Genomic DNA, 23,758 nt, shown 5'->3' with positions numbered 1-23,758 from the left:
GTGACAACACCCGAGTCATAACTGAGCCGGCTCGCCTTATTCTTGCGAGAAAAGATTTTCCCCCAACAACTTCGGGATAAGCTCGCCAAACGCACGGGCGCGATGGCTGATCGCTTTCTTGACGACCGGTGAGAGCTCGCCGAAGGTTTTTCCGTATTCGCGAATCAGAAAATAAGGATCATACCCGAAGCCGTTTTCGCCGCGTGGTTCGCGAATGATGACTCCATTACAGGTCCGTTCGACATGTAAACGCACCTCACCTGAAGGATCTGCCAAAGCAACGTGACAAACATAATGAGCAGTCCGCTTTGCTGAAGGAACATCCTGGAGTTGTTCCTGAAGAAATTGATTGTTCTTCTCATCGGTCGCATCGGGGCCACTGAATCGAGCCGAGTAGATTCCGGGGGCTCCTTTGAGAGCGTCGACACAGATTCCGCTGTCTTCGCCAATCGCCCAGAGACCAGTTTCTTTAGCTGTCTGACGGGCTTTCTTGGCAGCATTCTCTGAAAAACTTGTGCCGTCTTCCACCACTTCCGTGGCATTGGGGAAGTCAGAAACCGGACGCACGTGAATCCCATACGGCTGCAGCAGCACATCAATCTCAGCCGCTTTCTTCGCATTTCGACTTGCGAGAACTATTTCAGGTGTAGAGGACACAATTCGCTTTCATTGAATATTTACGAACGATTATTTATGAGATCGAGTGTCTCACAGGTTGATGATATCAACCGGGGAAAACTGCTCAACCCAGTTTTGCTTCAGCATCAAAGCGGGATGCTTGTACTGATAATCACCCGTGCCGCGGCGGGCACTTTCTTCAGTGATGTATTTCTCCCACGTGCCAGCTGGTAATCGCAACAATTGTGGATTTGCCAGCACACCTTCTTTTCGACGGGCTTTCCACAGGAAGTTCAAGCCCTCTAGTTTCTCATCGAGGATCTGTAAAAATTTTCGAGCCTGGTCCGCATTTGGTACTCGATCAATTTCGATCATGAAATCATAACGGGGATGTTGCCGTTCGAGTCTTAATGCGACGGCTGTAAATAAGCCGAGTTCCAGATTGAGTTCTTGAGCGGTCGCCTGAGCAGCCTCGACAATTTGATGCTCTGTCAGTTTTTCTCCTTCCAGATCGCCAACCTGCGTTCCCTTCTGAATAAACTCCAGCAGAGGAGCCTCGCCGACAAAACCTGTACAGCGGACGATATCGCCAATATTAAAACGGTAATAGCCCGCCGATGTCGTCATCAACAGATAGTAATCTGCTCCGACTTCCAACTCATGTCCCTCAACCACTTCAGGCTGAGCAGAACCTGATTCCGAGACCGGCAGGTATTCGTAGAATCCTGAAACAATCGAAGGCACACCTTCGGGCTTCCCATCTTCAATTGGAATCGTGTGACGTCCCTCACTGGAAACGAGCCCCATATCCCGCAGCGGAGAATTTCCAAAGTAGTCATTGATGTAACGTGATTGGAACCCGGCAGTTCCGCCAAGCCAGCAACTGATGACTGGATTTGGCCAGTAATCTTTCGGCAACAGAGTTCCGGTCTGTTCAACAATCTTAGCCAGACGACTTGCACCTGCTCGATTGACTTTACGAATTCGAGGAGCCAATTTCTCTCGCAATTCTTTAGAGATTTCAAATCGGTTCGTTAATGTGCCATCGTGAAAATCTTTGATGAGATCTTCTTTGAATTCATCTCCCACTTCAGCCAGACGAATTAACGTGCCGGGATTCATCAGCAGTATCCAGCCCATATCATCGAGCATACAAAGCCGCAAAGCCGCGTAGTAACGAATGATCGGATCTTTGATATCGTTCAGGTCACTGGGGATCGCATAAAACGGTCGCAGTAGTGGACTCTGATTTCTGGCAAGCAATGCACTGATCATACTGATCGAGTAACCGCCAGGAGTTTTACCCATCTCCCAGGTCCCTGCCATCTGCAGCATCTTTTTCCCTAAATAGGAAGGATGATCGGCAAACAGTTTCAATCCCCAGATTCGCCAGGCCTTTTTATACTCTTTGAGCCAAGTCGTAGTGACGGGATTCAATTTGGGTGTCCCGCTCGAACCAGTCGTAATCGTGAATCGCATCAGTTTTTCATGCGTGGGGATCAGAGCTTCTGGATTTCCAGCTGCGACTTCATCGATGTATGGTTTGAAGTAATCGTACTCGGAGATTGGCACCTGCTTGCGAAATGTCTCCAGATCGCGAATCCCAGCAAAATTGTGATCTCGACCAAAGCGGGTCTTTTCACAACTCCGGATCCGATTCAACAACCAGTTTTTCTGTTGAGAACTTGCCTGTTCGAGTTGCTTTCGGAATGCACCCCACTGCTGTTGGTTGAGCAGTTTGATTCCCATTCGCGACAACGGTGGGACAAGGGCATTGTTCGTTAAGGAGACCATGGTTTTCCTGATGACTCTGTGAGATTCACAAATAAATTAACCGACATACTGAGCATTCCCTGACCTACAACTGGGGAATTGGAATTGAGCAATCTTTCAAGGGTAAGTCCATTATCTCCAGAGTAAATGCGTCTTTGCGTTTTTGGGGACTTCTCTTTCCTCTCCAATCCATTGCATTACTAAATGCGATTCCGGTGCGCGGGGTGCAAAGTACGATCGCAGCATCAGTAAGAGATCTTCATCGCCACTGCGAAGCTTCAAGGCCACAATCGCTCCCTGATTGAGCATTTCCTGCATTGCTGCATACATTAGGTACAAACTTTTACGTGAGGAGAGCCTTTGCGTCGACATAACATCCAGTAGTCCCATCTGACCTTCGCATTTTGAGAAGGACGTCAGCAAATGAAAATTAATAAAACCTTCAATCTTTTCCTCTCGCTCGTACACAAGTGTCGTTGAGAGAGGACTTCCCAGCAATTGATTGCTGAGTGTTTCCTGATCCCAGTGGATTGCAAGCGGGAGTGAGTTTGTTTTCTCGTGGATCAATTCCAGACATTGAGGGATATCGTCTGGGGTGGCTTTTCGAATGTAATTCTCTTCCTTGCCGAGTTTGGGGAGCGGTGCCCAGGGTGAGGTCAATCGTGCTCCCCAGGCAGCAGCGGAACTTAGTGACCAGTCCCAGACGCCTTGTGGATTGAGTACGCGAACCCAGAAGCCGACTTTATTGTGAAACTTGGCGGTATTGTCACCCGAGTTCCGGTGTGGGCGTTCTGCAAGTGAATTTTTTGATCCGAAATATCGATAACTGACCACCAGATCGATGTGACGATCCTTCAGGCGGCGGATGCGTTCTTCGTTTAGAAGCTTGGCAAAGCCTTGACCTCGATACGCGGGGTCGATTGTCATCCAACTCCAGATCGAACCTGGTAGGATTTCATTGCCACAGCGGAAGGAATATTCAGAGCCGAGAAGTGTCGCAACCAGTCGAGAATCATCGTAAATGGCGATCAGATTGCGACGGAAATGCGGATTTTTCCAGCGAAGTTGCCATTCAAAATACTCGGCTGACCAGAGAGGGAAAGTCATCTTACCCTCGTAGGACTTCCGCCAGGTCGACGTAATAAATTCGGCCAGTTCAGAAGAACTTCTCTGATAGTCATCCAGTCGAATCATAAATGTCGGACTCACGGCTTTTCAATAACCGCACTAAAAGGCATAGAAAAAGCCTATTCTCAGGCAGTCTGCTAAGAATAGGCTGACATTACGCTCAATCAAGCCCTTACATTCATGAGACTCAAATTCCAGACAATTTCGCTATCAAATGGAATTATAGTGACGACTACCGAATCTCCCATGCTGAACAAACAGGTAACAACTCAAGAAGTTATGGAAGTTCCTGAATACGAATGTTTCTCCATTTCATTTCGTGTCCGTCTTCCTTGAAGTTGTGGACCTGTAGTGCGATGAAGCCGGTTGAGGTCATATCATCTTTCAAATCGGCTGCTGGCACACCATTCAGGAAAGTCTTGATAGAATCCCCATTAGCGACAACACGAAATGTATTCCACTCACCTGGCTTGAAGGCTTCGCGAGCTGGTTGATTATCGACCAGATTATTCAACCAGCCACGACGACTTTCGTCATAAATTCCGCCAGTCCAGGCACGGTCTGAAGGATCGATTTCGACCTGATAGCCGTGGACCCGATTCGCCGGAACTTTTCTGGTTTGCTCCTTACCTTCGCTGTCGGTCCAGGTGTAAGTTTTGTCTTCATCGTACGTGTTGCTTCGAATCTGCACGCCGGAATTCAGGACCGGATCGGGAAAGAACTCGAGTTCCAAAACGAAATTCGCATAATCTTTGTCGGTGCACAAAAAGCTGTTCGGCGTCCCTTTTTTGCTGGTGCCAATAATCTGATTGTCTTCGACCCGATAATCAGCTTTTCCTCCTTTTTGTACCCAGCCCTCCAGATTCTTGCCATTAAATAATGGCTTGAACTTTTCTTCTGCACTGAGAGTTCCTGTTACGATACTGAAAGCAACCAGACTCAGCAGTGTATAACTAAATGTGACACGCTTCATTTTCATTTCCTTTAACGTTTTCACGGAGATCAATTGAGACTTCATCAATCGATTCATCTTTAGCGATTGACAACAGAACGTCAATCACCCCCGCTAATTTTCCTGAAATCCTCAGGGAATTGTTCGTATTAGAAATGAGATGACTATTTAATTCCCACCACCGCCGATCTGAGTCGCTGCGATACCGAAGAGGGCGGATTCGAGGAGGTTCCGTTCGAAGAAGGCTCCAACGGCTTCCAGTTTAGTGTATCGTAACATCACGATATCGCCTGGTTGAATCACGACTCTCTGACTCGGATCTTCCAGGGCTCGATACAGATCGACTTTGATCGCTACCTGCGAACAATCTGGCAGCTGACGAAGTATAACTACGTTGCTGGCAGAGATCGTGACGTCTCCATTGATGGCTGAGACGCCGCCAATTTGACGGGCATCGCGTTGTTGATTGGCTCCCTGAGCAATTGCAATGGCTCCCAGAACATCCAGATCGTAATCGCGGGGCAACGTGAATTGGCCGCCTCCCAGTAAACCGCCTGTATAGAAGATTTCCGTTTCCCGGGATTCGATGAACAGGATATCTCCATCCTGTAGTATGACATCTTCCGGACGAATGTTCGGCTGTTCGCCCGGTTTGAGTCGGACTGGAATTTTGATAATTTCGTGGTTGTTCATCGTGGGATCGTTCATGTTCCAACCGAAATCTCCAGAAAAGTCTTCCCAGGGGACATCGGCAAAGGCTTCGTTGAAGCCGGGAGGATAAGTCGATTCTGGATTCGCCATCCAGTTTTGCGGAGGCATCTGATTCTGGTACGGCGGCTGATATTGAGGCTGAGCCTGCATCGGTGTCTGCGCAGGCACGGGTGCGTATTGCTGTTGTGGATGAGTCATCATTGGTGTCGGTTGAGTCACGCCTGACGAACTGTTCCACTCGTTCTTTGGGACAAAATCATTTTGAATCTCTGGCATCTCTTCCAGAGAAGTCGTTTGAGTATTTCCCCATTGATACCCCGAACCTCGTGGATTCAATGCTTTCATCTCTGACTCAGAGAGTTCAGAGGAATGACGCAACTCTTGCTGATCGATCGTATCAATTCTTACGGGTTGGCGAATTCCTGCGGATTCGTCAGAATTATGCATGCCGTGACGCAGCTCCTCCAGTGGGTTCACAGAATTGAAGTTCTGGATGCCTTGTGGATGCTGCATCGGCATTTGGGGAGCCGCGAAATTGTAGCCCGACTGAAAGTTGACCGGTTGAATTTGTTGTTGTGAAGCCGCGTTCCGATAACCTGTCAGAAGAAGCGGATTAGAATCCTGAGTTTTTACATTGCTTCGATGAGAGACGGGCTGATATCCCATGGGACCATTGAATGGAGCAGGTTGATACTGAGGGGCCAACGCTGGTATTCCGGGTTGAATCCCTTGGGGATGCACACCATTTCCATAAGGGCCGGGGGTGAAGTCGTGTCGGCGTCGGATGATGAAAATCGTATTTTCTGCATCAAGCCCTGGTAAGCCACCCGTGCGGGCCAGAGCATGCAGGACATCATTTTTATAGATAGGCAGATTAACAACCTGTCCATTACCCCGTTTGGTTTGTCCAAGGTTAATGGAAAGTCCCTGAGCAAATTCGGTACTTCCATTACTTCCACCAGTTTCCTGACGCATCACCAGCACGCGAATTTCTCGTGGGCGTTGTAAGGATACGATGATTCGGTCTTGCCCCGGCTGCAGAATATTTCGGTCGATTGTATAGATTTTACGCAGATGCTCTTCAACCTGCCGTATCGTCATGCCACGAACGGAAATCGATCCAATCATTGGCAAAGATAGCGTCCCATCATCGCGAATCGAAATGGGATAGCCAATTGAAGGTGGAATATCTGGGTTCGTGGAAATGCTGATTGGAGGTGATTCTCCGGGATTGCCGAGCACACCCTCAATGTAAATTCCGAGGACATCGCCGGCATCGACCAAGTATTGTTGCGGAGGACGTTGAGCCAGCAGAGACAGATCAATTGTCGACTCATTATTGCGAGAAGTCGCCAGCATGTCGGGAGTCAAACAGTTGGGTGGTATGGTATCGATCGATCGAAAAGCCGCGCAGCCACTGCTGCAGACGATCAGAAGAATCGCCAGCGTTCGTGATACTGGAACCGTAAACAAATTCTGCATGACGTTCCGTCGTCCTTGCCAGAGTTGCATATTCACTTGATTGATTTCGTGCACAGACTATTTGATCCATGCAATTTTGAACTGATGAGACTTGCATCCTTGCCAGTCTCACCGTTCGAATCAGGTTTCAGGAATTCAGTGGATGATTTCATCGGCTGTGAAACTTCCACGGACTGCTGAAAATGCCATGACTTCAAATACAGAATCTCCGTGCAGAAGACACCATTCTCAATATCGTCCTGTCATATCATTCACTGAGGGGGAAATCGTCGCAGAGTAATTGATGTAACCGTTCGCTTGCTCAATAAACTTACATTCACCCCAGAGGTCCTATTTTATCATTTGATTTATTGAGAAATCGTTGAGATCTTGCATGAATCTGCTCAGGGAAAGCTGATTTTCTCGTTGAAGCCAATAAATCGAGCACAAATCTGAAACAAAATTGATCATCAGTACATTAATAGTCAGTTCTTGATAGAAACTCTGAATCTGAAAAGGAATCCTTTTCTCTCTGTCGAACGAACTGTTATACTTAGCGGATCGTGCAATTTCTCAACCCAAAGGTCAGGATGGTAAGCACTTACGAAAGTGATTCCATTCCTCTCCTTTAAGGCTCATGGAAAAAGTACGCCATTTGGTATTCGAAAGACGTTCTCAACAGCCTTGAAAGTACCTCAACCTCTGTCCAACGCCGAAGCGTTAATTTATGGATGCGATCTTATCTGGATATCATGTGAGTCAGTCTGCATGGCTATATTTATCAGCCATGTTGATTATCGCTGTGTATTATCGTTTTCGCCGTATCTGGTCGCTGCGTAATTTCGACATTCTGCTTCTGCTTTCGCTTTCCCCTGGACTGTTAATGGTTCAGACCGCAGCCAGTTCCGCCATCGGTAATACCTGGTTGTTTGTGGTTACTGCCTTGTGCCTGGTGCGATTGTTGCTCGACCGAATATTTACCAAACGGTCCCGCCTCGAACCGAATATGAGCACTCCGGGAATTACTTTTCTGGGGATTTGTGCTCTCGCATTTTTGATTACCGAGGCCGTCACGCGACCGGCTCCTCTCGGATCAGTGACAACGGTCCTGCAAGGAGAGCAACTGCTCGATGCGGCTACAAAATCGGGTTCGAAAAAAGTAACAACTGCTGTACCAGACTCTCCGGCTGGCACGAGTCTGTCTTCTGACGATGTGACTGCCGGTCCAACAGCGACTTTATTAGCGATGCCTGCCGTAGCCACGTCGCGTCAATTGCATGATGGCCGTGATCAATCGGATTTGAATTTCGGAATTGTTGAAGAAACGGCTGCCCGAATTGTCGCCATTCTCGCTCATCTGGCAATTGTAATGGGCCTGTACTGGATTGGCCGAAACCAGTTTAAAGATCGCACACAAGGTCTGGCGATGGCTGCTCTGTATGCGCTAATGCCCTGCACTTCCTATGTCGTCGGAGAGGTGAATCAGGTCTTGCCTTGTGCATTCATTCTGTGGGCATTCGTATTTTATACTCGACCAATGCTGGCTGGTGTGTTCATGGGCTTTGCCTGTGGCTCGATGTTCTTTCCCGTGTTCCTATTACCGATCTGGGCTTCGTTTTTTGGATTCCGTCGCTCGCTCTGGTTCTTTCTTGGCGTGGGAATCGTGGCAGCCGTGCTGGCGGGGGCAGTCGCTTTGATTTCTGCCGATGCTTACGCCTTCACACAGCAGACGATCAATCGAATCGACCTGCGGGTGCTCAGTTTCGATGGCGCCCCTCATGAGCGGGGATTCTGGTACGGAGTGCATCCGGCTTATCGAATTCCGGTTATTGTCGCCTTCCTGCTGATGGTCATCACGTTGACAATCTGGCCTTGGAAGAAAAATCTTGAGGTTCTGTTATCCTATAATGCAGCCATCATTGTCGCTTCGCAGTTCTGGTATCCACAGTTGGGCGGTGTTTACCTGCTCTGGTATGTCCCTCTGGTAATTCTGGTCGTCTTTCGCCCGAGATTACTGGCTGAAAAGGATTATCAGATCCCCCAACAACAACCTTCCATCCGCGGGAATTCCTTTGAATCTCCCGCCCGAAATTTACCAGGTGGAAGCGTCTCTGCCAGACTGCATCGCTAAATACTGCAGAAAACTTGATAGCTCACTCTCCATTGATCGCACCGAATGCTCTCTAAATTTTTTCTGTTAATTCTGCGTTTTTGCATCTCTGGATGGGTCGGAGCCGCGATTTTGTTCGTAATTCTCACCGTCCAGGAAATCCGTCTCGGACAATTTGAGTCCATTCTTCTGGATCGGCTGATCCTGATTCGATTTCCCATTTACTATACGTTTTCCTTTGTAATGATTGGACTGGCAAGCCTGACTGGGAGCCTCTATTGGATTCTGTTTCCCGCTCTCCGCTCAACCAAAATCGGTGTCAGTTTGATTCTGCTGACACTCCTTATCATGGTTGGAGATTATCTGTTCGTCTATTCCGAGTTAGCAGCCATGTTACTGCCAGTCGGTTCTCCCCGTCCGCACAACTTTCATGGCTATCATGTTCTGACCGAACGACTGAATGCGTTAGCAGTTTTGATGGGAATCGCTGGGGCGATTCTAGTAAATTGGGGTGAAGCAAGTCGCAAAGGCGAGCCGAGTCAGTCATGACTCGGGTTTTCTCACGACCATGGTGCGCGTTTGAGAAATGTACGGAATTGCTGAATCGCATCTACCGGTGCCATAACTGACTCGGCTCGCCAATTGAATACACTGGATGTTTTACTTCACCAGTTTCAAACTCGGCCAAAGGCTCGGGTCTGTAGTCGCTGGGAAATTCTCGCCGACTCCGAATATGCGTGTGCCGTAATCGAGATCCTGCATCCTGTAGTAAAAGCCGAGGGAAGGAACATGCTCGGGATCGTAGCCTTCCAGATACGCTTTCGAGATCCAGCAGCTCACTTGATATCCATCTTTTGATCTCGAATCCCATGTTGGGATTTGCTCAGGCTGAGTCATTTCCCGATAGGTTCGATTCCCCGAAATTTCCTGCTCGATCATCATTGCTGATTGTTTGCGTTTCCCTCGTGTGCCTGGTGGAATCAGGGTGAATCGATGACAGAATTTGCTGGCTCGGTGATTCGTCTTCAAATCGCGGGTATCAATGAAGAAATCGGTGTAATCACCTTGCGTTGGATCGGATAACGTTCCTGACTGTGTGGGGAACTTTTTCCTCTCTGTTTTCACCTGGAGGCAAATCCCGTCTTCATTCCAGGCGATGAAAAAGCGTGCGGAATTCTCAGTATCAGACTCCTCAAACATTAAATCCGGAAGCTCTTTTTCAATTTCCGGATGTTTTTTATGCTGGATATCTTTGGCCAGATCTGTCTGCCAGGGAATTTCCACGCTGGCCTGAAAGTAAAATTCAGCCGGGATCAGAAGGTGATCGCTGGAGTGATTCAAAAGAGTACCTGCCAATTAATTGATGGGACTTAATAAGTCATTTTCCACATAAACGCGAGATTTTCTCTATCTTAGGCAATATTCCCACGACGAAAAGCCATCACCGAAAATGAAAACAGTGAACTTTTGATTCAAAATCCCAACTCGTCTATGCAAGCAATCTGATATGATTAAGAATTGGCGAAGTGCGATGGCGATGATATTGGCTGACTCCCGGTTTTCGTTAAGCTGTGATATTGCGTATTTTACTGACTCTACTTATCCTAATGGCATATTCACACTCACTCACCGAGAAAACCGTAAGAGTAGAGTCAATTCTGTAACGATGACACTTCAGACAATCCTATTGTGATCACTATCTTACGTTCCCCAAATTACGCCTATTTCACAAGTTCGATCACTCCAATCTGTGACAAGCGAATCCATGGATGAAGCTCTAATTTCGACAGCCGCAAAGATTCCGCGACTTTCAAATGCCGTTACCCGTCGAACCTGTTCTTTGATGGGGGTACAAATTGTCGGCACGGGGTCTTATGTGCCAAAAACCGTCCGAACGAACCTGCAGATGCAGGAGTTATGTCCCGACTGCGATCCCGCATGGATTGAGCAACGGACTGGAATTCGTGAACGTCGCATCGTCGGAGTCGACGAATCGACCTGCGATCTGGCTGTTGCGGCTGCACAAAACGCATTGGGCAAAGCGGGGGTTTATGCCAAAGATGTCGATCTGTTGATTGTTGGCACTTTCACTCCGGACTATCACTGCCCTTCAACTGCTTGTCTGGTGCAAGATCGCTTAGGACTCGATGCCCCGGCTTTCGATATTTCGGCAGCTTGCTCGGGCTTCATGTATGCCGTAACAACCGGTGCTCAATATGTCGCGACCGGAAATGCGAAGCTGGCTCTGGTGATTGGTGCAGATAGCAATTCACGAATTGTCGATCCTCAGGATCGGACAATCGCTCCACTATTTGGTGACGGAGCCGGTGCAGTCCTGCTCTCAGCAGGAACACTCGAACAAGGATTCAAATCGTATCAACTCGCCTCCGATGGCAGTGGCAGTGGGATGCTCGATCGACCTTGCGGGGGATCGAAAAATCCGATCACCGCTGAAGGAATTACTTCTGGACAGCATTTTCTCCAGATGGATGGTCGGAATGTGTTCAAATGGGCGGTGAGAACGGTTGTTGAATCGATTGAAATCGTACTCGAATCGGCACAAATGACCGTGCACGATATTTCTCTCTTCGCGTTGCATCAGGCCAATCAGCGGATTATTGATGCGGTTGCCCAAAAGCTGAATGTCTCCAGCGATCGTTTCTTCAATAACGTCCACAAATATGGCAACACCTCGGCTGGTTCCATTCCCCTTGTCCTCGATGAAGCCAATTCAGAAGGCAGAATCGACCGCGGCGATACGATTCTCATGTGTGGTTTTGGAGCCGGGTTAACTTGGGGTACATCCTTGTTTGTCTGGTAAAACTTCGCCTACCCAAAGCAAACTCGCTCGATCATTCTGGTTGAATTGGAATTTCACTGACAGGTTCCGCTTCCCCACGAATCACTTTTACTCCTGCTGCGGTTAATCGCAAATACCAGTCCGCAGGCAATTCCTCATAGGTGACGAAATTCGCTTGAGTCGGGGGATGATTCGAGACTTTAAAAATTGCGGTGGCTTCGTCCACTTCGTCAAACATGGCTACGTAAGCCATTTTGACACCAGTTTTATTCGCCGCGAGGAATTGCTTCCAGAAAAACTCTCCGCCTCTGCGGAGAATTGTTGCATTGGCACCAGATTCTCCTTTGAGATTCTTCCAGGAAAAGCCGGGATAGATCACCGGCATCCATTCGACGTTGTTACTGGTGGCTTCTTCAAAATCTTTCTGCCAGTATCCGGTGCTGGCTTCTTTGTTTCCATCCTGATGAGAAACGTTTCCGACATTCCAGGGGCTGAGAATATCGAGCCGACGAAAAGCCCTGAACCAACCGGGATCTTTTTCCCGCCGCCAATACCACGGAGTTCCTCCTGCAACGGTCGCCTGATACTTCGTTTCCTCGTGAAAGAAATCGATGAGTCGATTCGCAATTTCCGCGTCGAAGCGATCGGGGTAGAGGCCCCAAAGAAATACGACTGGTTGATTGTTGTGGTGCTGATACTGCCGATCCTGAGTGACTTCCAATTCATCGACCAGCCTTTTCCAGTCAGTCGTCAGTTTAATGTAGATTTGGTCAACTGGGGTCCCGGATAAGTCATAACAAATCGCATACACACGCCCAGATTTTCTGGCCGAGGTGCGAACATTCTGGAGTACAACATCAAAGGAAGGGCGTTCAATGTTGACCAGAAACCGCTGAAGAAAGACACCATCAATTCCATAGGCCTGCATCCACTGAAAATGAATGTCAACAGTTTCCGCATTTGCCGAACTGAATAACCTGGCTGGTTTTCCCAAGCGATCCGTAAACTCGGGCGTTTCAAATTGTGAAGACTCCGGCAGGTCCGAAACATCTGGCCACATTTCAAATGTCAGACTGGCAGGAGTCAGCCGATTCCGATTCCGACTCCAATGATGCCAGCCTTCGTGCATGCCATCATCGGGACAACGAAACCAACCTTGATAACCACACAGAACTTTCCCATCCATGCTGGCTGGATTGACTTGTGGCTCCTGCAGGAAAGAAATTTCCTCCGCACAAAGGAGAGCACCATTGAGCGTTAAGCACAGGAAAAGCAGTCGCGAAGTGAAGAGGATCATGTCATAAATTCGAATAGATTTCATAATACATGGACATCGCTGGATTTCAGGGGAACGAAATGAATCAATTAAAAAATTAATCATGCAAAGACGATACCCTGTTGTCTTCCAGGGGTGCAAATTTCCGATTAACGTGGTAAAGGTCCAACATTCACTACGACATAGTCATTCCGTTCTCGGCGTTGCTCAAATCGCACTGCTAGTTTGACATCTGGATAATTCCAGATCAGCAAATTCTCTTTTTGCGAGGCGATTCGCGTAACCGTTTTCGGTGCTCCCAGAGTGGATGCGACTTGCGCTCGAGACATCCCGGCAACCACTCGACCCGTTTGAATCGCCTGCTCGATTTCATTCGGCTTGGACATGGGTAGATCAGACTTTGAAACCCACTGATCCCCGTTCTTCGCGAAATCCCAACGTTTGAGTAATGCCAGCAATGCGGCATCGTCTGGATATTTCTGAATTCCGGAGAGCAGGATTTCCTCCGCACGCTCTCGCTTTTTTAACCAGGAGTCGAAGTCGAGAGCTGTCTGGAGATAATCGGAAGGGCCGGCACGATCGAGTTGCTGGACTCGATGATTCAGCCAGCGTGTCAGCGCCGTTTCGGCCATCTCGACATCTCCCTGATCTCGATATTGATCGGCAACCGCAAGCAACTCTGTTCGAGTGGAGGTCAGGATATTCTTCGTGCGAAACATCAATGCCGCTGCTCTTAATTCTTCTGCATATTCCGGATCATCCGGGGCCAGTAACTCGTACTGTTTTGCCAGCAAGTCCCCATTTGAGCCCCCGGTTGCCAGTTTTGACTGAATCTGTGCCCGTAAAACTTCCAAATGAAACAATCGACTCAACTGCTGTTGAGCATGGGCATTGGCTTTTGCAAAAGTTTCCCGCGGTTGTTTTCGGTAGGCCTCAAAAACATCACCTTTGAGGGAGGTCAACGGCACCTGCGAACCGGGAAGAGCCGACTCTAATTCTTTCAGAAATTTCTCATAATCAAAATCTGGTAGAATATCTCCCTGCTCAAACTGCTCGCGCAAACTTTCGTGTTTCAATGAAAGATAAAGCGACTTGGAGACGCCCAGTTTAGCTGCTTTGGCGGACAGATCATTCAAGAACGCAACCGTCGGCTGCTTTTGACGAGAACGTTCAATACGAATTCCTTCGACCAGGAGTTCTTCACCGATCAGTTTGAGAATCTCATCGTCATAAAACTTCGCACGGTTCGTTGCCGTCATCCCCAATTCGTACCAGGGAGTCGCATCGTTTTTGGGGAGCAATGCCCTGGAAAGTTGAATCTGTTCAAGATCAGCAGGTCGCGTCTGCAGAGAGTCGACCTGAAACTTCAATTCATTCTGTTCGCGAATTAATTGGCCTGTCACTTCAAGATTCCTGCTACGTCCCAATGGTCGTGGCGTACCGGCAGGCAGTTGAAAAGAGAGATCACATTTTTGAAATCGCATCGAACTGGGGGAAAATGAGGAGTAACGTCCTTCGATCCGCAGGGACTCGCCTACAAGTCCATTCCATTGATCTTTATTCGCAACAAATTCAGGTATCGAATATTGTTGAACTTCGGCAAGAACAGCAGTATTGGACATCATCCAGAATACTATCATCGCCAGGATTTTCTGCCTCATCGACTATTCCTTCAATAATGTCGCTTTTTGTCGATCCAGAACCGATTGCAAGCTATCTTCAGGCATCCATGGAGTTTCGAGTTCAAAGTTGAGACGTTCGCAGGTCTCTGGAAAACACCAGTGAAAAGCGGTTTCCGGTTGAATTAGAATCTCCCAATCGATGCTCTCGAGAGTGGATCGATTCACTGCTGAAATCTGACCGGCGATCAGGACATGCACTGGCCCCGAGTCTGCAAAGTCTACTTTCATCAACTCTCCTGGCCAGATAATGCTGATAACTCCACTTTTCAAGGGGATGGTTTCCGCAATAACTGAGTTTGATTTCCCGGGTGAGAGCCAGGCTTCTACAATCATCCAGCGTTGATCGATCTGCAGGCGAAACAGAGTTTCCCAGTCATTCAATGTTTGCTGGGGATCACTTACTTCCTCGATAATGTCTTCCAGTGATAACAGACACAAACCTTCGACAGCCTGCAATTCCCGATCTTTCTGTAATACTTCCCGAGCAAAAACATCGTCTCGATTCAACACTCGAATTGCTTCGGCTGCCAGATGATATTGTTCGGTCGCAGCAGGCCAGTTCCGATCTTTTATTGCTGACTCCGCTTCAGCGACCGATTCACGCAAAATACGTATCGCTTTACTTTGCTGTTGTTGCTGAATGGCGAAGTAAACACCACAGCAAATCACAATCACCAGCGAAAGCATCGTCAGACGCAGCGGAGTCAAGCTGGCACGGAAGGCGCGAAATCCAACAACGATTCGTTGCCAAACCATTGCGAGTAACTTACCAAATCCTGCTTTCACGGCGATTCCTGCTCGTGAAAACGTTCGGGAGATGGTTTTTGAAAGGGGTTCTTCCCGCTGTCGTTTTTTTGGCCGCTTCTTCTTGAGTCGTTTGGGCTCGGGATATTTGCTGATCGGCAGAATGAAGTGCTTCCGATCACAATGATCACAGAGAATACGCTGAGGAGATTCCGCTCGTAATCCAGTTAGTTTTTGTCCACATAAACACTCTTTATTCCAGCCAGGAGCGTTCTCCTGACCAGGATTGTCCCGCTTACTTTTACGGAATCCTTTCCGCTTTTCAGGATTCGTTTTCGCTGGCAATTCCGACATCGAGATCCTGATGGTTATTGAAGAAAAACTGAGCGACCCCGGAGATGGTACAACATTAGATTTGTGGTGGAATGTTTTCTGAACGAAAGTCACTCCTATCGAGTTCACTCGTAAGTCATATTTCTAATTCATTCTTTCCGCTGGCACTCAAAGTCTCAAGTTCGCAATGTGGTGGAAATCCAATTTCTCTGAAGGTAATTCAAATCGTGAAACAAACCAGTCCAACTGAGTTAAGTGAATCGAGCTGCAAACGTTACTGGCTAAATACAATTCTATCGGTGATCTTGCGACAATAAAATACACATGTACACTTTTGGAACTTTTCGTATTTTTTGCTGCAGTTCGTAGCAATCCTTTGTGGCGCAGGACTCACTTGTTAACATAGGTAATATAAGTAGCTCTGCGGGCATGCAGGCGTTAAGTGGCGTGCAAGGTATTCGAGGTTAATAAAGTAAAATTACGTCGAGACCTTATCTGCGGGTTGAATTTCAAAAAATTCATTTCTGCGAAATGTCGATACTGAATTACATGGGTTTCATCGCAATAAGCGGACTCTGGAAAGATTTCTAGTTATGACGACTTACAAGTTATCAAGAAGGTTTTTGGCAGGCTGCCTGACGGCAGTTTGTGCCTTTAGCTTATCAACAACAACTTCATTTGCTCAGGATGATGTTGGACTCAAGGCAATCTTTCGAGATGCCGTCCTTAATGAACCGCCCTGGGGCATACGAGGTGAGGATTTCTCAGGCTTGAGCGAATCCTGGGGAGAGTGGAGCGACAAAACTCAGGAACTGCTGGAAAAACTGTATGGTTTCGAGCCGCTTACAATCGAGCAGCAGGAACAGTTATTGGCCGAGCTGAACGAGCAACTGGATTTGACTTATCCTGCATTTCAATCGGAAGAAGAATTGGCCAATCAGGATTTGCTGGTCGATCTCGAAGGTAAAATTGCCCGAAGAATTGCAATTTACGAAGCGACTCTGGAATTGCTGAAAAAATCCTCCGATCAATCCAAGGACCTGCAACCCGTATTAGCCCAGTTGTTTCAATCGCTCGAACGCTATGAATCCGATGACCGTGATGTCGATATCAAGCTGAACGATGAAGCTCCTGAAACCGTCCCTCAGTTGATCTCAACTTTGGAAGGTATGTCCAGTAATTCATCGTCTCTCGTCGATAAAATTCGCATTAACTACTACAACTTCAACGTTCGTACGTTCGTCTCGGAACCTTTTGCCGATTTCGCATTTTACGAATGTCGTCGCGAGTGCGGCCCGATTTGCGATTGCATTCTGGGGGCGCGAGTCACGGGAACTCAACGAACCAAATCCGGCGTTTACATCGATTTCCTTCCTTCAGATGATTCCGCAAAATTCGCGATCCGAATCAATGGAAACACTCGATCAAACACTCGAGGTGTGACCGATCAGGCGACTGTACTGACAACTGGAAATCACTATTTCACTGGTAAAAAAGAATTGGAATATGATGGAAACGTATTCAGTTACTACCGAGCTTCTCTGGGAGTGAATGCGAATAATCATGTGAGAAGTGCATACCTGAATCGTCGGGGATTGATCGCCAAGTTGATTGGGGACAAAATTGCTTACGAAAAAGCAGTCGACAAGATGCCGGAATCCGAGCGAATTGCCGCCTATAAATTACGGAAACGTGTTTTACCGAAATTCAATCAGGAAATCGAAGACTCCTTCAATGATATGAATAAGGAAAACAAAAAACGCCGTAAACGAATGGCTGCAGAAGGAATTGCTCCCAATGAAGTTCTGGCTCGCACGGACGATGACGAATTGCGAACCGCTGAACGTCTTATGAATGAAGGTCAGCTGGGAGCAGACCGTGCCAGTACGGCATTTAACTCTCCAACCGGTATGACACTGCACGTCCACGAAAGCTGGGTAAATAACGCTCTGGCAATCGACACAATCGATCTGGAACCTGGGCAGGCATTGCCTTTCCCAGAGTTCTCTCAGCAACTGGCCGAGAAGTTTCGACGGGCTTTCGATATCACGAAAGAACGTGAACCGGCTGAAGATTCTGGCGATGATGTAATTATCTACGATGTCGATCCCCTGCATGTGCAGTTTGAAGGGGGACTCATTAAGGTGATTCTGAGAATCGGTTTGAAATCTGAAGATCGTGAAAACCCAATCGCAATACGTCGCGTTGAAATCCCGATCGAATATGTCCTGGAAGAAGATCAGATTCGTCTGCAGATTTCTGAAACTCGTGACGTCTATTCCAAACCGCTCGATACCTCCGACCCGAACTATCGTCGCGGGGAAGATCCTGTGATCGCCAATAAAATCAAAGAGCGATTCCAGGAACGATTAGCGGAAGAAACGTTCGATCGACATATTCTGTTCGAAGCCGATGAAGAAAACGGCAAGAAAGTGCCCGTCACAATTGCTTCACTACATACAGTGAATGGATGGATGGTCGTAGTCGTCGAACCGGATGAACGAGAGTAAGACTTCTCTCTCAGTCTAACTAACGAAAATAGCGTACCTGAATTTCAGGTACGCTATTTTTTTTACAAATGCCTGTTAACAATTCTCTGCAGCGATCAGCAGAATTAATCTCACTGAGAACTTAATGTCGTTCCGAAATAGCCATCGCTCGGTAAGTTCCGACTATTCTTTCAACAATCCGCACTGCCTTAACAAGACTGTCGGATCAGGCTCGCGGCCGCGGAATTGTTCGAAGAGAGTCATCGGATGCTGACTCCCGCCCTGGGCGAGAATGGTGTCTCGGAAGTGGCGTCCGGTTTCTTCGATCGCCTCTTCGTTTTCCAGTCCTGCTTCTTCAAATGCTCCAAAGGCATCGGCTGAAAGAACTTCGGCCCATTTATAGCTGTAATAACCGGCTGCATAACCGCCTGCGAAAATGTGCTGGAATGAACAGAGCATACGATCTTCGGGCAACATCGGCATGATCGCAGTCGATTGCATTACATCACGTTGAACATCAAATATTGTGGTTTCACCATTCGGGATGAATTCCGAGTGCAGCAGCATGTCGGTCATCCCGAAGGTCAATTGCCGCAAGGTATCAGACCCGGCTCGGAAGTGGCGAGCGTTTACGATTTTCTCAAAGAGTTCATCCGGCAAAGGTTCGCCAGTTTCGACGTGAGCGGTCATGCCGAGCAGTGTCGGTTTGTGATAGCACCAGTTCTCCATGAACTGACTTGGCAACTCGACCGCATCCCATTCGACTCCATTAATCCCGGCCACATCAGGCTCATCAACTGTCGTAAGCATGTGCTGTAAGCCATGACCAAATTCATGAAAGAGCGTTTCAACTTCACGGAAGGTCATGAGCGAGGGGGAATCGCCAACTGGTGGAGTGCAGTTACAAACCAGATGGGCAACCGGCAATTGCAAACCATCGGGAGTTTGCCTTCGATTGAGACAGACATCCATCCACGCCCCGCCCCGTTTGTTTTCCGGTCGGGAATAAGGATCGTAAAAGAACCCGGCGACGGCCTGGTCATCTTTAAAGATCATATAATAGCGAACGCTAGGCTCCCAGCAGGAGACATCGCCATCAACTTCGCGAACCTGCACTCCGAAGAGTCGCTCCACAAGCGAGAACAGACCATTGAGGACCCGTTCGTGCTGGAAGTACTGACGCAGAACTTCGTCTGTCACTTCATATTTTTTTTCACGGAGTCGTTCGGCCCAAAAAGCAATATCCCATTGCTTCAAATCGTTGGATTCACCAGATTCATTTGCCAGTTTCTGGAGATCATCGAGGTCATCCTTAGCTGGTTCAATGGATGCCTTGCGTAAGGTTTCGAACATCTCCTGCACCGCGTCTACATTTTCTGCCATTTTTTCCGACAGACTGACTTCGGCATAATTGTTGTAACCCAGCATCTTTGCCTGTTCCCGACGCAAAGTCAAAATGCGGTTGCAGTTTTCCGTATTATCAAACTCTGCAGAAGCGGCTCGCGAGATGTAGGCTCGATAGGTTTGCTCACGTAAATCCCGATTTTGGCAATGTTGCCAGAAAGGCTGGACAATCGGAACTTCGAGTGTAATTTTCCAGGGACCTGTTTCAGGAGTGGATGCCGGTTCTTCTTCTTTTCGAGTTTTGTTGAATGCTTGACTTGTCAAATTTTTAAGCGAGTTCGGCCACCCTTGAGCATCTGCGGGATCAGTCACGATCAGTTCATAAGCATTCGTGGCATCGAGCACATTGTTGGAAAATTTGTTGCCGAGTTTAGACAACTCATGCGTCATCTCATTGAACTTCTCTTTCTGGTCATCCGGCAAGGCAACACCGGAAAGTTCGGCTGAGAGCAATCGCTGTTCGATAATCCGTTTGCGGGCCGAACTGAGTGAATCCCAACTGTCCGACTCCCGAATCGTCTTGAATTCCTGATACAGCTTTTCACTTTGCGAGACACGTATACTGTATTTGACAACTTCCGGCAGGACTTCTTCGTAAGCTGCTCGAAGTTCGGACGAGTTTTTGACACTGTTAAAATGTCCGATCGGTTTCCAGGTCTGCTCGAAATATTGATCGATACGATCAAGACGCCCAAACAATTCTTCCCAGGACGGCTCCTCCAGAGCTTCGACTTCGTCAAACAGCTTCGTGGCCCTCACCAGCAATTGCTGCACTGCTGGTACGACATGAACCGCTTCAATTTCATCAAAACGGGGAAGTCCTGATTCTTGCATCAATGGGTTCGAGGGTGCCTGATCCATGGGGAAATATCCTAAATGAGTTGAGTGTTTAAGGTTTTGGTAATCTGTTACAGGTCCGGCATTGTATCGGTGCTGAATGAAAGATCATGTTCAAAATCATTCCGCACTCAACTTGCGACACTCAACAAGATCAAGTTTGATCACTTTCCTGAATGTCGACAAGGGTAGCAGATGCAGGGAAACTTAGGAGTTCTCCTGTTGAAAATGCAAGAAATCCATGAAATTGGCATGAATTATTTCAAAAAACGTATAAACTAATGAAGATAAACTATTTCTCCACAACAATATTGCAACGGTCTTCCATTGCAATCCCCAAAGGATCTTTCATGCCCCGCCTGTTATTAACCCTTGCCATGCTGCTGGCCCTGACTTCCGTTTCAGCACAGGCTCAACCGGCTGCAGAATTGAATACGGAAGCTTCCGTAGAAACTCCTGCAAAAATTCAGTTGCCGGAGTTTGACCCGGCTGCCAATCCTGAAGAAACACTGGAGACGGTCAAAGGGCTCTGGCAAACTCGAATTGATGTCGCCTCGCCTCAGGAAGCCAATCTCCTCAAAGTGAAAATTCTCGGGCACATTGTTAAAGGCTCACAGATCATCATCGAAAATACGAATGTCGATGCAGAACTGGCACTCGAAGCGATTCAGAACAAAATGGAAGCGTTGGGTATTCTGGCTCAGGCAGGCGATCCCAATGCGATGACGAATGCCATCGTGATGGCAAAAACCATTTCGGAAGATCCTCGTCCTCTCGTTGCTCGCGAAGGAAAATTGATTCTGCTTTCGAGTCGCCTGAATGAACTGCAAGGCTTAGATTCTGCAGGGAGAACGGCTTTCGTTAAAGAGCTGATGGATCTATTAAACAGTGCAGACATGACTGACCGTGAAGTCCAGATTGCGAGTATCACAGCCGACCTGCTCGAACAACTCGGAGATGCCGAGTCTTCTAAAAAGATTTATAAAAATCTGGCCGAACAAGCAAAAACTTCGGACTCTCCCGAAATGCGCGCCCGGGCTTCTGAGTTTGAAGGCGTCGCTCGTCGACTCGAATTGCCGGGGAATGAAATCAAGATCTCGGGAAAGAATCTGACAGGAGCCGACTATGATATTAAAAATCACAGAGGCAAAGTCGTGCTGATTCAGTTCTGGGCCAGTTGGTGCGGATATTGTCTTGAGGAGATGCCACACATCAAGCAGATGTACAACACTTATCATGCGGATGGATTTGAAGTTGTTGGAGTCAATCTGGATGACTCAGCCGACCGGGCGATCGCCATTATTGATGACATGAAACTTCCCTGGCAAAACCTGTTCAGCCGGGATGCCGAACAACTCGGCATGGAAAATCCCAATGCCACCCGCTATGGCATTAACAGTATCCCTCAGTGCATTCTTGTGAATCGTGATGGGAAAGTCGTCACCCTCAACGCACGTGGAAAAGAGTTGACTCACGAGCTTGAAAAACTGTTCCTGGAAAGTGTTACCGCGGAAGGTGCCGCTCCCGAAAAGGCTTCTGTTCAGGAAGCGAACCCGGAGTAACGAACGATCTTTCAGGCGAGCCAGGCAAAACTCAGGATATCTCACAATCCCTGTCTGCAATGCGAAGATGAGTCGAAATCGATTCGTCCCCTACTTGCCATATCGGACTCAGCTCGCCTTAGTAAACCATCACCCAAATATCAGGCTACATTATGACAAAACCACATTGGACAGGCTTGCTCACACTGGCATTTATGTGTTTTGTACTGGGAATTTCAAAAGGCTTCACTCAAGCTGATGAAACTCCTCCAACTGCTGCAGGAGAAAGTCCATTTCCTCAGCGATTCGATGCGCCCAGTTTCGAAGGTGGGCATGGATGGCTGAATACGTCCGAACCGCTCGATTGGAAGGACTTAAAGGGGAAAGTTGTACTGATTGACTTCTGGACGTACTGCTGCATCAACTGTATGCACGTATTGCCGGACTTGGAATATCTGGAGAACAAGTATCCCAATGAACTGGTTGTAATCGGAGTCCACTCCGCCAAATTCGAGAATGAGCAGGACACTTCTGCAATCCGTTCGGCTATTCAACGCTATGAAATCAAGCATCCCGTCATTAACGATGCCGACATGAAAGTCTGGCAAAAGTTTGGCTCACGCAGTTGGCCGACATTAGTGATTGTCGACCCCGAAGGAAAATACATCGGCTATGTCTCCGGCGAAGGCAATCGTAAAACGCTCGATGGTGTCATCTCCAAATTGATCGACTACCACCGTACTAAGGGAACCCTCAACGAAGAACCTCTCAAATTCGAACTTGAAGCCGCCAAATTAGCCAAGACACCACTTCAGTTCCCCGGCAAAGTTCTGGCCGATGCAGAAAATAACTGGCTGTTCATCTCCGACAGCAATCACAACCGTATCGTCGTCTGTCGACTCGATGGAACGCTGGTCGATGTGATCGGCAACGGCAAGGAGGGACTCAAAGATGGATCGTATTCCGACGCTCAATTCGATCATCCTCAAGGCATGGAACTTGTCGGCACAAAACTTTATGTCGCCGATACCGAAAGTCATGCCGTTCGCGTGATCGATCTGATGAAGAAAACCGTCGAAACTCTCGCTGGTAACGGAGAACAGTCTCGTTTTCGCGACCCGGGTGGCTCATTGAAAGAAGTGAGTCTGAACAGTCCCTGGGCCATTTCCGAACTCGATGGCACACTTTACATCGCTATGGCGGGGCCGCATCAGTTGTTCAAGCACAAACTCGGCTCACAGACGATTGAAGTCTTCGCCGGTTCCGGACGGGAAGACATCATTGATGGTTCCCTGACAGAGTCTGCACTCGCGCAGCCTTCCGGAATTACACATGATGGTAAAACTCTATACTTCGTTGATAGCGAAGGCTCGGCTGTACGGAAAGTCGACATGGAGAACAAGACCGTCACGACAATTGCAGGCCCTCGGGATTTGCCTCAGGGACGCTCTCTATTCGAATTCGGTGATATCGACAAACCGGGAGCCGAGGCCCGTTTCCAGCATCCAATTGGCGTCGTCTATCACAATAACAAACTGTACGTTGCCGACAGCTACAACCACAAAATTCGCACTATCGACCTCACAACCGGCGAGGTCTCCTCTTTACTCGGCACGGGTACTGCAGGAAATACCCTCGGTGAAACTCCACAACTCTCCGAACCAGCTGGCCTCTCGGTCGCTAACGATACCCTGTATATCGCTGACACAAATAACCATCGCATCCTGACAGTCAACCTGAAAGATAACTCCATGCAGGAGTTGAAGATTATGGGCTTGAAAGATCCAGAATAAACTTTTTTGGGAAGTAAACCCGTAATAAACTCCTCTTCGAGAATGCAAGTTTTCAAAACTCTGATTCGGACTTGTTAAGCCATTGACTGTTTTCATGAGCCTTGTA

At 48.0% G+C, this 23,758-nt stretch carries 16 protein-coding genes; 6 read left to right on the top strand and 10 right to left on the bottom strand.

Annotated features, from left to right (window positions below; genetic code table 11):
* Positions 1-36: 36 nt before the first annotated feature.
* From rdgB to Pan54_RS02900, 5 genes are all read right to left on the bottom strand, one after another.
* The gene (gene rdgB / locus Pan54_RS02920) at positions 37-657 is read right to left on the bottom strand and encodes an RdgB/HAM1 family non-canonical purine NTP pyrophosphatase (protein ID WP_146502076.1); all 621 of its coding nucleotides are present in this window, start codon (positions 655-657) and stop codon (positions 37-39) included.
* Between the two features lie 51 nt (positions 658-708).
* A complete protein-coding gene (locus Pan54_RS02915) occupies positions 709-2,412 on the bottom strand; it encodes a GH3 auxin-responsive promoter family protein (protein ID WP_146502075.1) in 1,704 nt (567 codons plus the stop codon).
* Positions 2,413-2,523: 111 nt separating this feature from the next.
* Positions 2,524-3,600, bottom strand: a complete 1,077-nt coding sequence (locus Pan54_RS02910; RefSeq protein WP_146502074.1) for a GNAT family N-acetyltransferase — start codon at positions 3,598-3,600, stop codon at positions 2,524-2,526.
* A 196-nt stretch (positions 3,601-3,796) separates the two neighbouring features.
* Complete coding sequence (locus tag Pan54_RS02905; protein ID WP_146502073.1) at positions 3,797-4,492, bottom strand: 3-keto-disaccharide hydrolase; 696 nt, start codon at positions 4,490-4,492, stop codon at positions 3,797-3,799.
* A gap of 147 nt (positions 4,493-4,639) precedes the next feature.
* A complete protein-coding gene (locus Pan54_RS02900) occupies positions 4,640-6,664 on the bottom strand; it encodes a polysaccharide biosynthesis/export family protein (protein WP_165441553.1) in 2,025 nt (674 codons plus the stop codon).
* Positions 6,665-7,370: 706 nt separating this feature from the next.
* Between Pan54_RS02900 and Pan54_RS02895 the strand changes: the two genes are divergently transcribed.
* Together Pan54_RS02895 and Pan54_RS02890 are read left to right on the top strand one after the other, a co-directional pair.
* Entirely contained in the window at positions 7,371-8,774 is a 1,404-nt protein-coding gene (locus Pan54_RS02895) for a hypothetical protein (protein ID WP_146502071.1), read from the top strand.
* A 45-nt stretch (positions 8,775-8,819) separates the two neighbouring features.
* Positions 8,820-9,302 carry a hypothetical protein gene (locus tag Pan54_RS02890; RefSeq protein WP_146502070.1) on the top strand — a complete coding sequence of 161 codons (483 nt, stop codon included), beginning with the start codon at positions 8,820-8,822 and terminating at the stop codon, positions 9,300-9,302.
* Positions 9,303-9,413: 111 nt separating this feature from the next.
* Here Pan54_RS02890 and Pan54_RS02885 read toward each other — a convergent pair whose 3' ends face one another.
* A complete protein-coding gene (locus tag Pan54_RS02885) occupies positions 9,414-10,094 on the bottom strand; it encodes a hypothetical protein (RefSeq protein ID WP_146502069.1) in 681 nt (226 codons plus the stop codon).
* Between the two features lie 424 nt (positions 10,095-10,518).
* Here Pan54_RS02885 and Pan54_RS02880 point away from each other — a divergent pair, with 424 nt between their 5' ends.
* Entirely contained in the window at positions 10,519-11,574 is a 1,056-nt protein-coding gene (locus Pan54_RS02880) for a beta-ketoacyl-ACP synthase III (RefSeq protein WP_146502068.1), read from the top strand.
* A 31-nt stretch (positions 11,575-11,605) separates the two neighbouring features.
* Here Pan54_RS02880 and Pan54_RS02875 read toward each other — a convergent pair whose 3' ends face one another.
* The 3 genes from Pan54_RS02875 to Pan54_RS02865 form a co-directional block, all read right to left on the bottom strand.
* Positions 11,606-12,874: a glycoside hydrolase family 71/99-like protein gene (locus Pan54_RS02875; RefSeq protein ID WP_146502067.1), complete on the bottom strand. Its 1,269-nt coding sequence runs from the start codon at positions 12,872-12,874 to the stop codon at positions 11,606-11,608.
* Between the two features lie 104 nt (positions 12,875-12,978).
* Positions 12,979-14,490 (bottom strand): hypothetical protein, encoded by a 1,512-nt coding sequence (locus Pan54_RS02870; protein ID WP_146502066.1) that lies wholly within the window; start codon positions 14,488-14,490, stop codon positions 12,979-12,981.
* A 3-nt stretch (positions 14,491-14,493) separates the two neighbouring features.
* Positions 14,494-15,609: a hypothetical protein gene (locus Pan54_RS02865; protein ID WP_146502065.1), complete on the bottom strand. Its 1,116-nt coding sequence runs from the start codon at positions 15,607-15,609 to the stop codon at positions 14,494-14,496.
* A 572-nt stretch (positions 15,610-16,181) separates the two neighbouring features.
* Here Pan54_RS02865 and Pan54_RS02860 point away from each other — a divergent pair.
* A complete protein-coding gene (locus Pan54_RS02860; protein ID WP_146502064.1) occupies positions 16,182-18,098 on the top strand; it encodes a hypothetical protein in 1,917 nt (638 codons plus the stop codon).
* Between the two features lie 162 nt (positions 18,099-18,260).
* Here the strand turns inward: Pan54_RS02860 and Pan54_RS02855 are convergent, their stop codons facing one another.
* Entirely contained in the window at positions 18,261-20,342 is a 2,082-nt protein-coding gene (locus Pan54_RS02855) for a M3 family metallopeptidase (protein WP_146502063.1), read from the bottom strand.
* A 326-nt stretch (positions 20,343-20,668) separates the two neighbouring features.
* Here Pan54_RS02855 and Pan54_RS02850 point away from each other — a divergent pair, with 326 nt between their 5' ends.
* Together Pan54_RS02850 and Pan54_RS02845 are read left to right on the top strand one after the other, a co-directional pair.
* Positions 20,669-21,880, top strand: a complete 1,212-nt coding sequence (locus Pan54_RS02850) for a TlpA family protein disulfide reductase (protein ID WP_165441552.1) — start codon at positions 20,669-20,671, stop codon at positions 21,878-21,880.
* 152 nt (positions 21,881-22,032) lie between these two features.
* Positions 22,033-23,652, top strand: a complete 1,620-nt coding sequence (locus tag Pan54_RS02845) for a thioredoxin-like domain-containing protein (RefSeq protein ID WP_146502061.1) — start codon at positions 22,033-22,035, stop codon at positions 23,650-23,652.
* The last annotated feature ends 106 nt before the right edge of the window (positions 23,653-23,758 follow it).

The organism is Rubinisphaera italica (assembly GCF_007859715.1).
Classification (GTDB): Bacteria; Planctomycetota; Planctomycetia; order Planctomycetales; family Planctomycetaceae; genus Rubinisphaera; species Rubinisphaera italica.
This window is presented reverse-complemented; position numbering and strand designations above follow the sequence as displayed.

Coding starts and splice junctions, on each gene's coding strand:
- Pan54_RS02915 (WP_146502075.1), bottom strand. CDS start 2,412: ATGGTCTCCTTAACGAACAATGCCCTTGTCCCACCGTTGTCGCGAATG.
- Pan54_RS02890 (WP_146502070.1), top strand. CDS start 8,820: ATGCTCTCTAAATTTTTTCTGTTAATTCTGCGTTTTTGCATCTCTGGA.
- Pan54_RS02895 (WP_146502071.1), top strand. CDS start 7,371: ATGGATGCGATCTTATCTGGATATCATGTGAGTCAGTCTGCATGGCTA.
- Pan54_RS02880 (WP_146502068.1), top strand. CDS start 10,519: ATGGATGAAGCTCTAATTTCGACAGCCGCAAAGATTCCGCGACTTTCA.
- Pan54_RS02865 (WP_146502065.1), bottom strand. CDS start 15,609: ATGTCGGAATTGCCAGCGAAAACGAATCCTGAAAAGCGGAAAGGATTC.
- Pan54_RS02875 (WP_146502067.1), bottom strand. CDS start 12,874: ATGAAATCTATTCGAATTTATGACATGATCCTCTTCACTTCGCGACTG.
- Pan54_RS02855 (WP_146502063.1), bottom strand. CDS start 20,342: ATGGATCAGGCACCCTCGAACCCATTGATGCAAGAATCAGGACTTCCC.
- Pan54_RS02860 (WP_146502064.1), top strand. CDS start 16,182: ATGACGACTTACAAGTTATCAAGAAGGTTTTTGGCAGGCTGCCTGACG.
- Pan54_RS02845 (WP_146502061.1), top strand. CDS start 22,033: ATGACAAAACCACATTGGACAGGCTTGCTCACACTGGCATTTATGTGT.
- Pan54_RS02850 (WP_165441552.1), top strand. CDS start 20,669: ATGCCCCGCCTGTTATTAACCCTTGCCATGCTGCTGGCCCTGACTTCC.
- Pan54_RS02870 (WP_146502066.1), bottom strand. CDS start 14,490: ATGAGGCAGAAAATCCTGGCGATGATAGTATTCTGGATGATGTCCAAT.
- Pan54_RS02905 (WP_146502073.1), bottom strand. CDS start 4,492: ATGAAGCGTGTCACATTTAGTTATACACTGCTGAGTCTGGTTGCTTTC.
- Pan54_RS02900 (WP_165441553.1), bottom strand. CDS start 6,664: ATGCAGAATTTGTTTACGGTTCCAGTATCACGAACGCTGGCGATTCTT.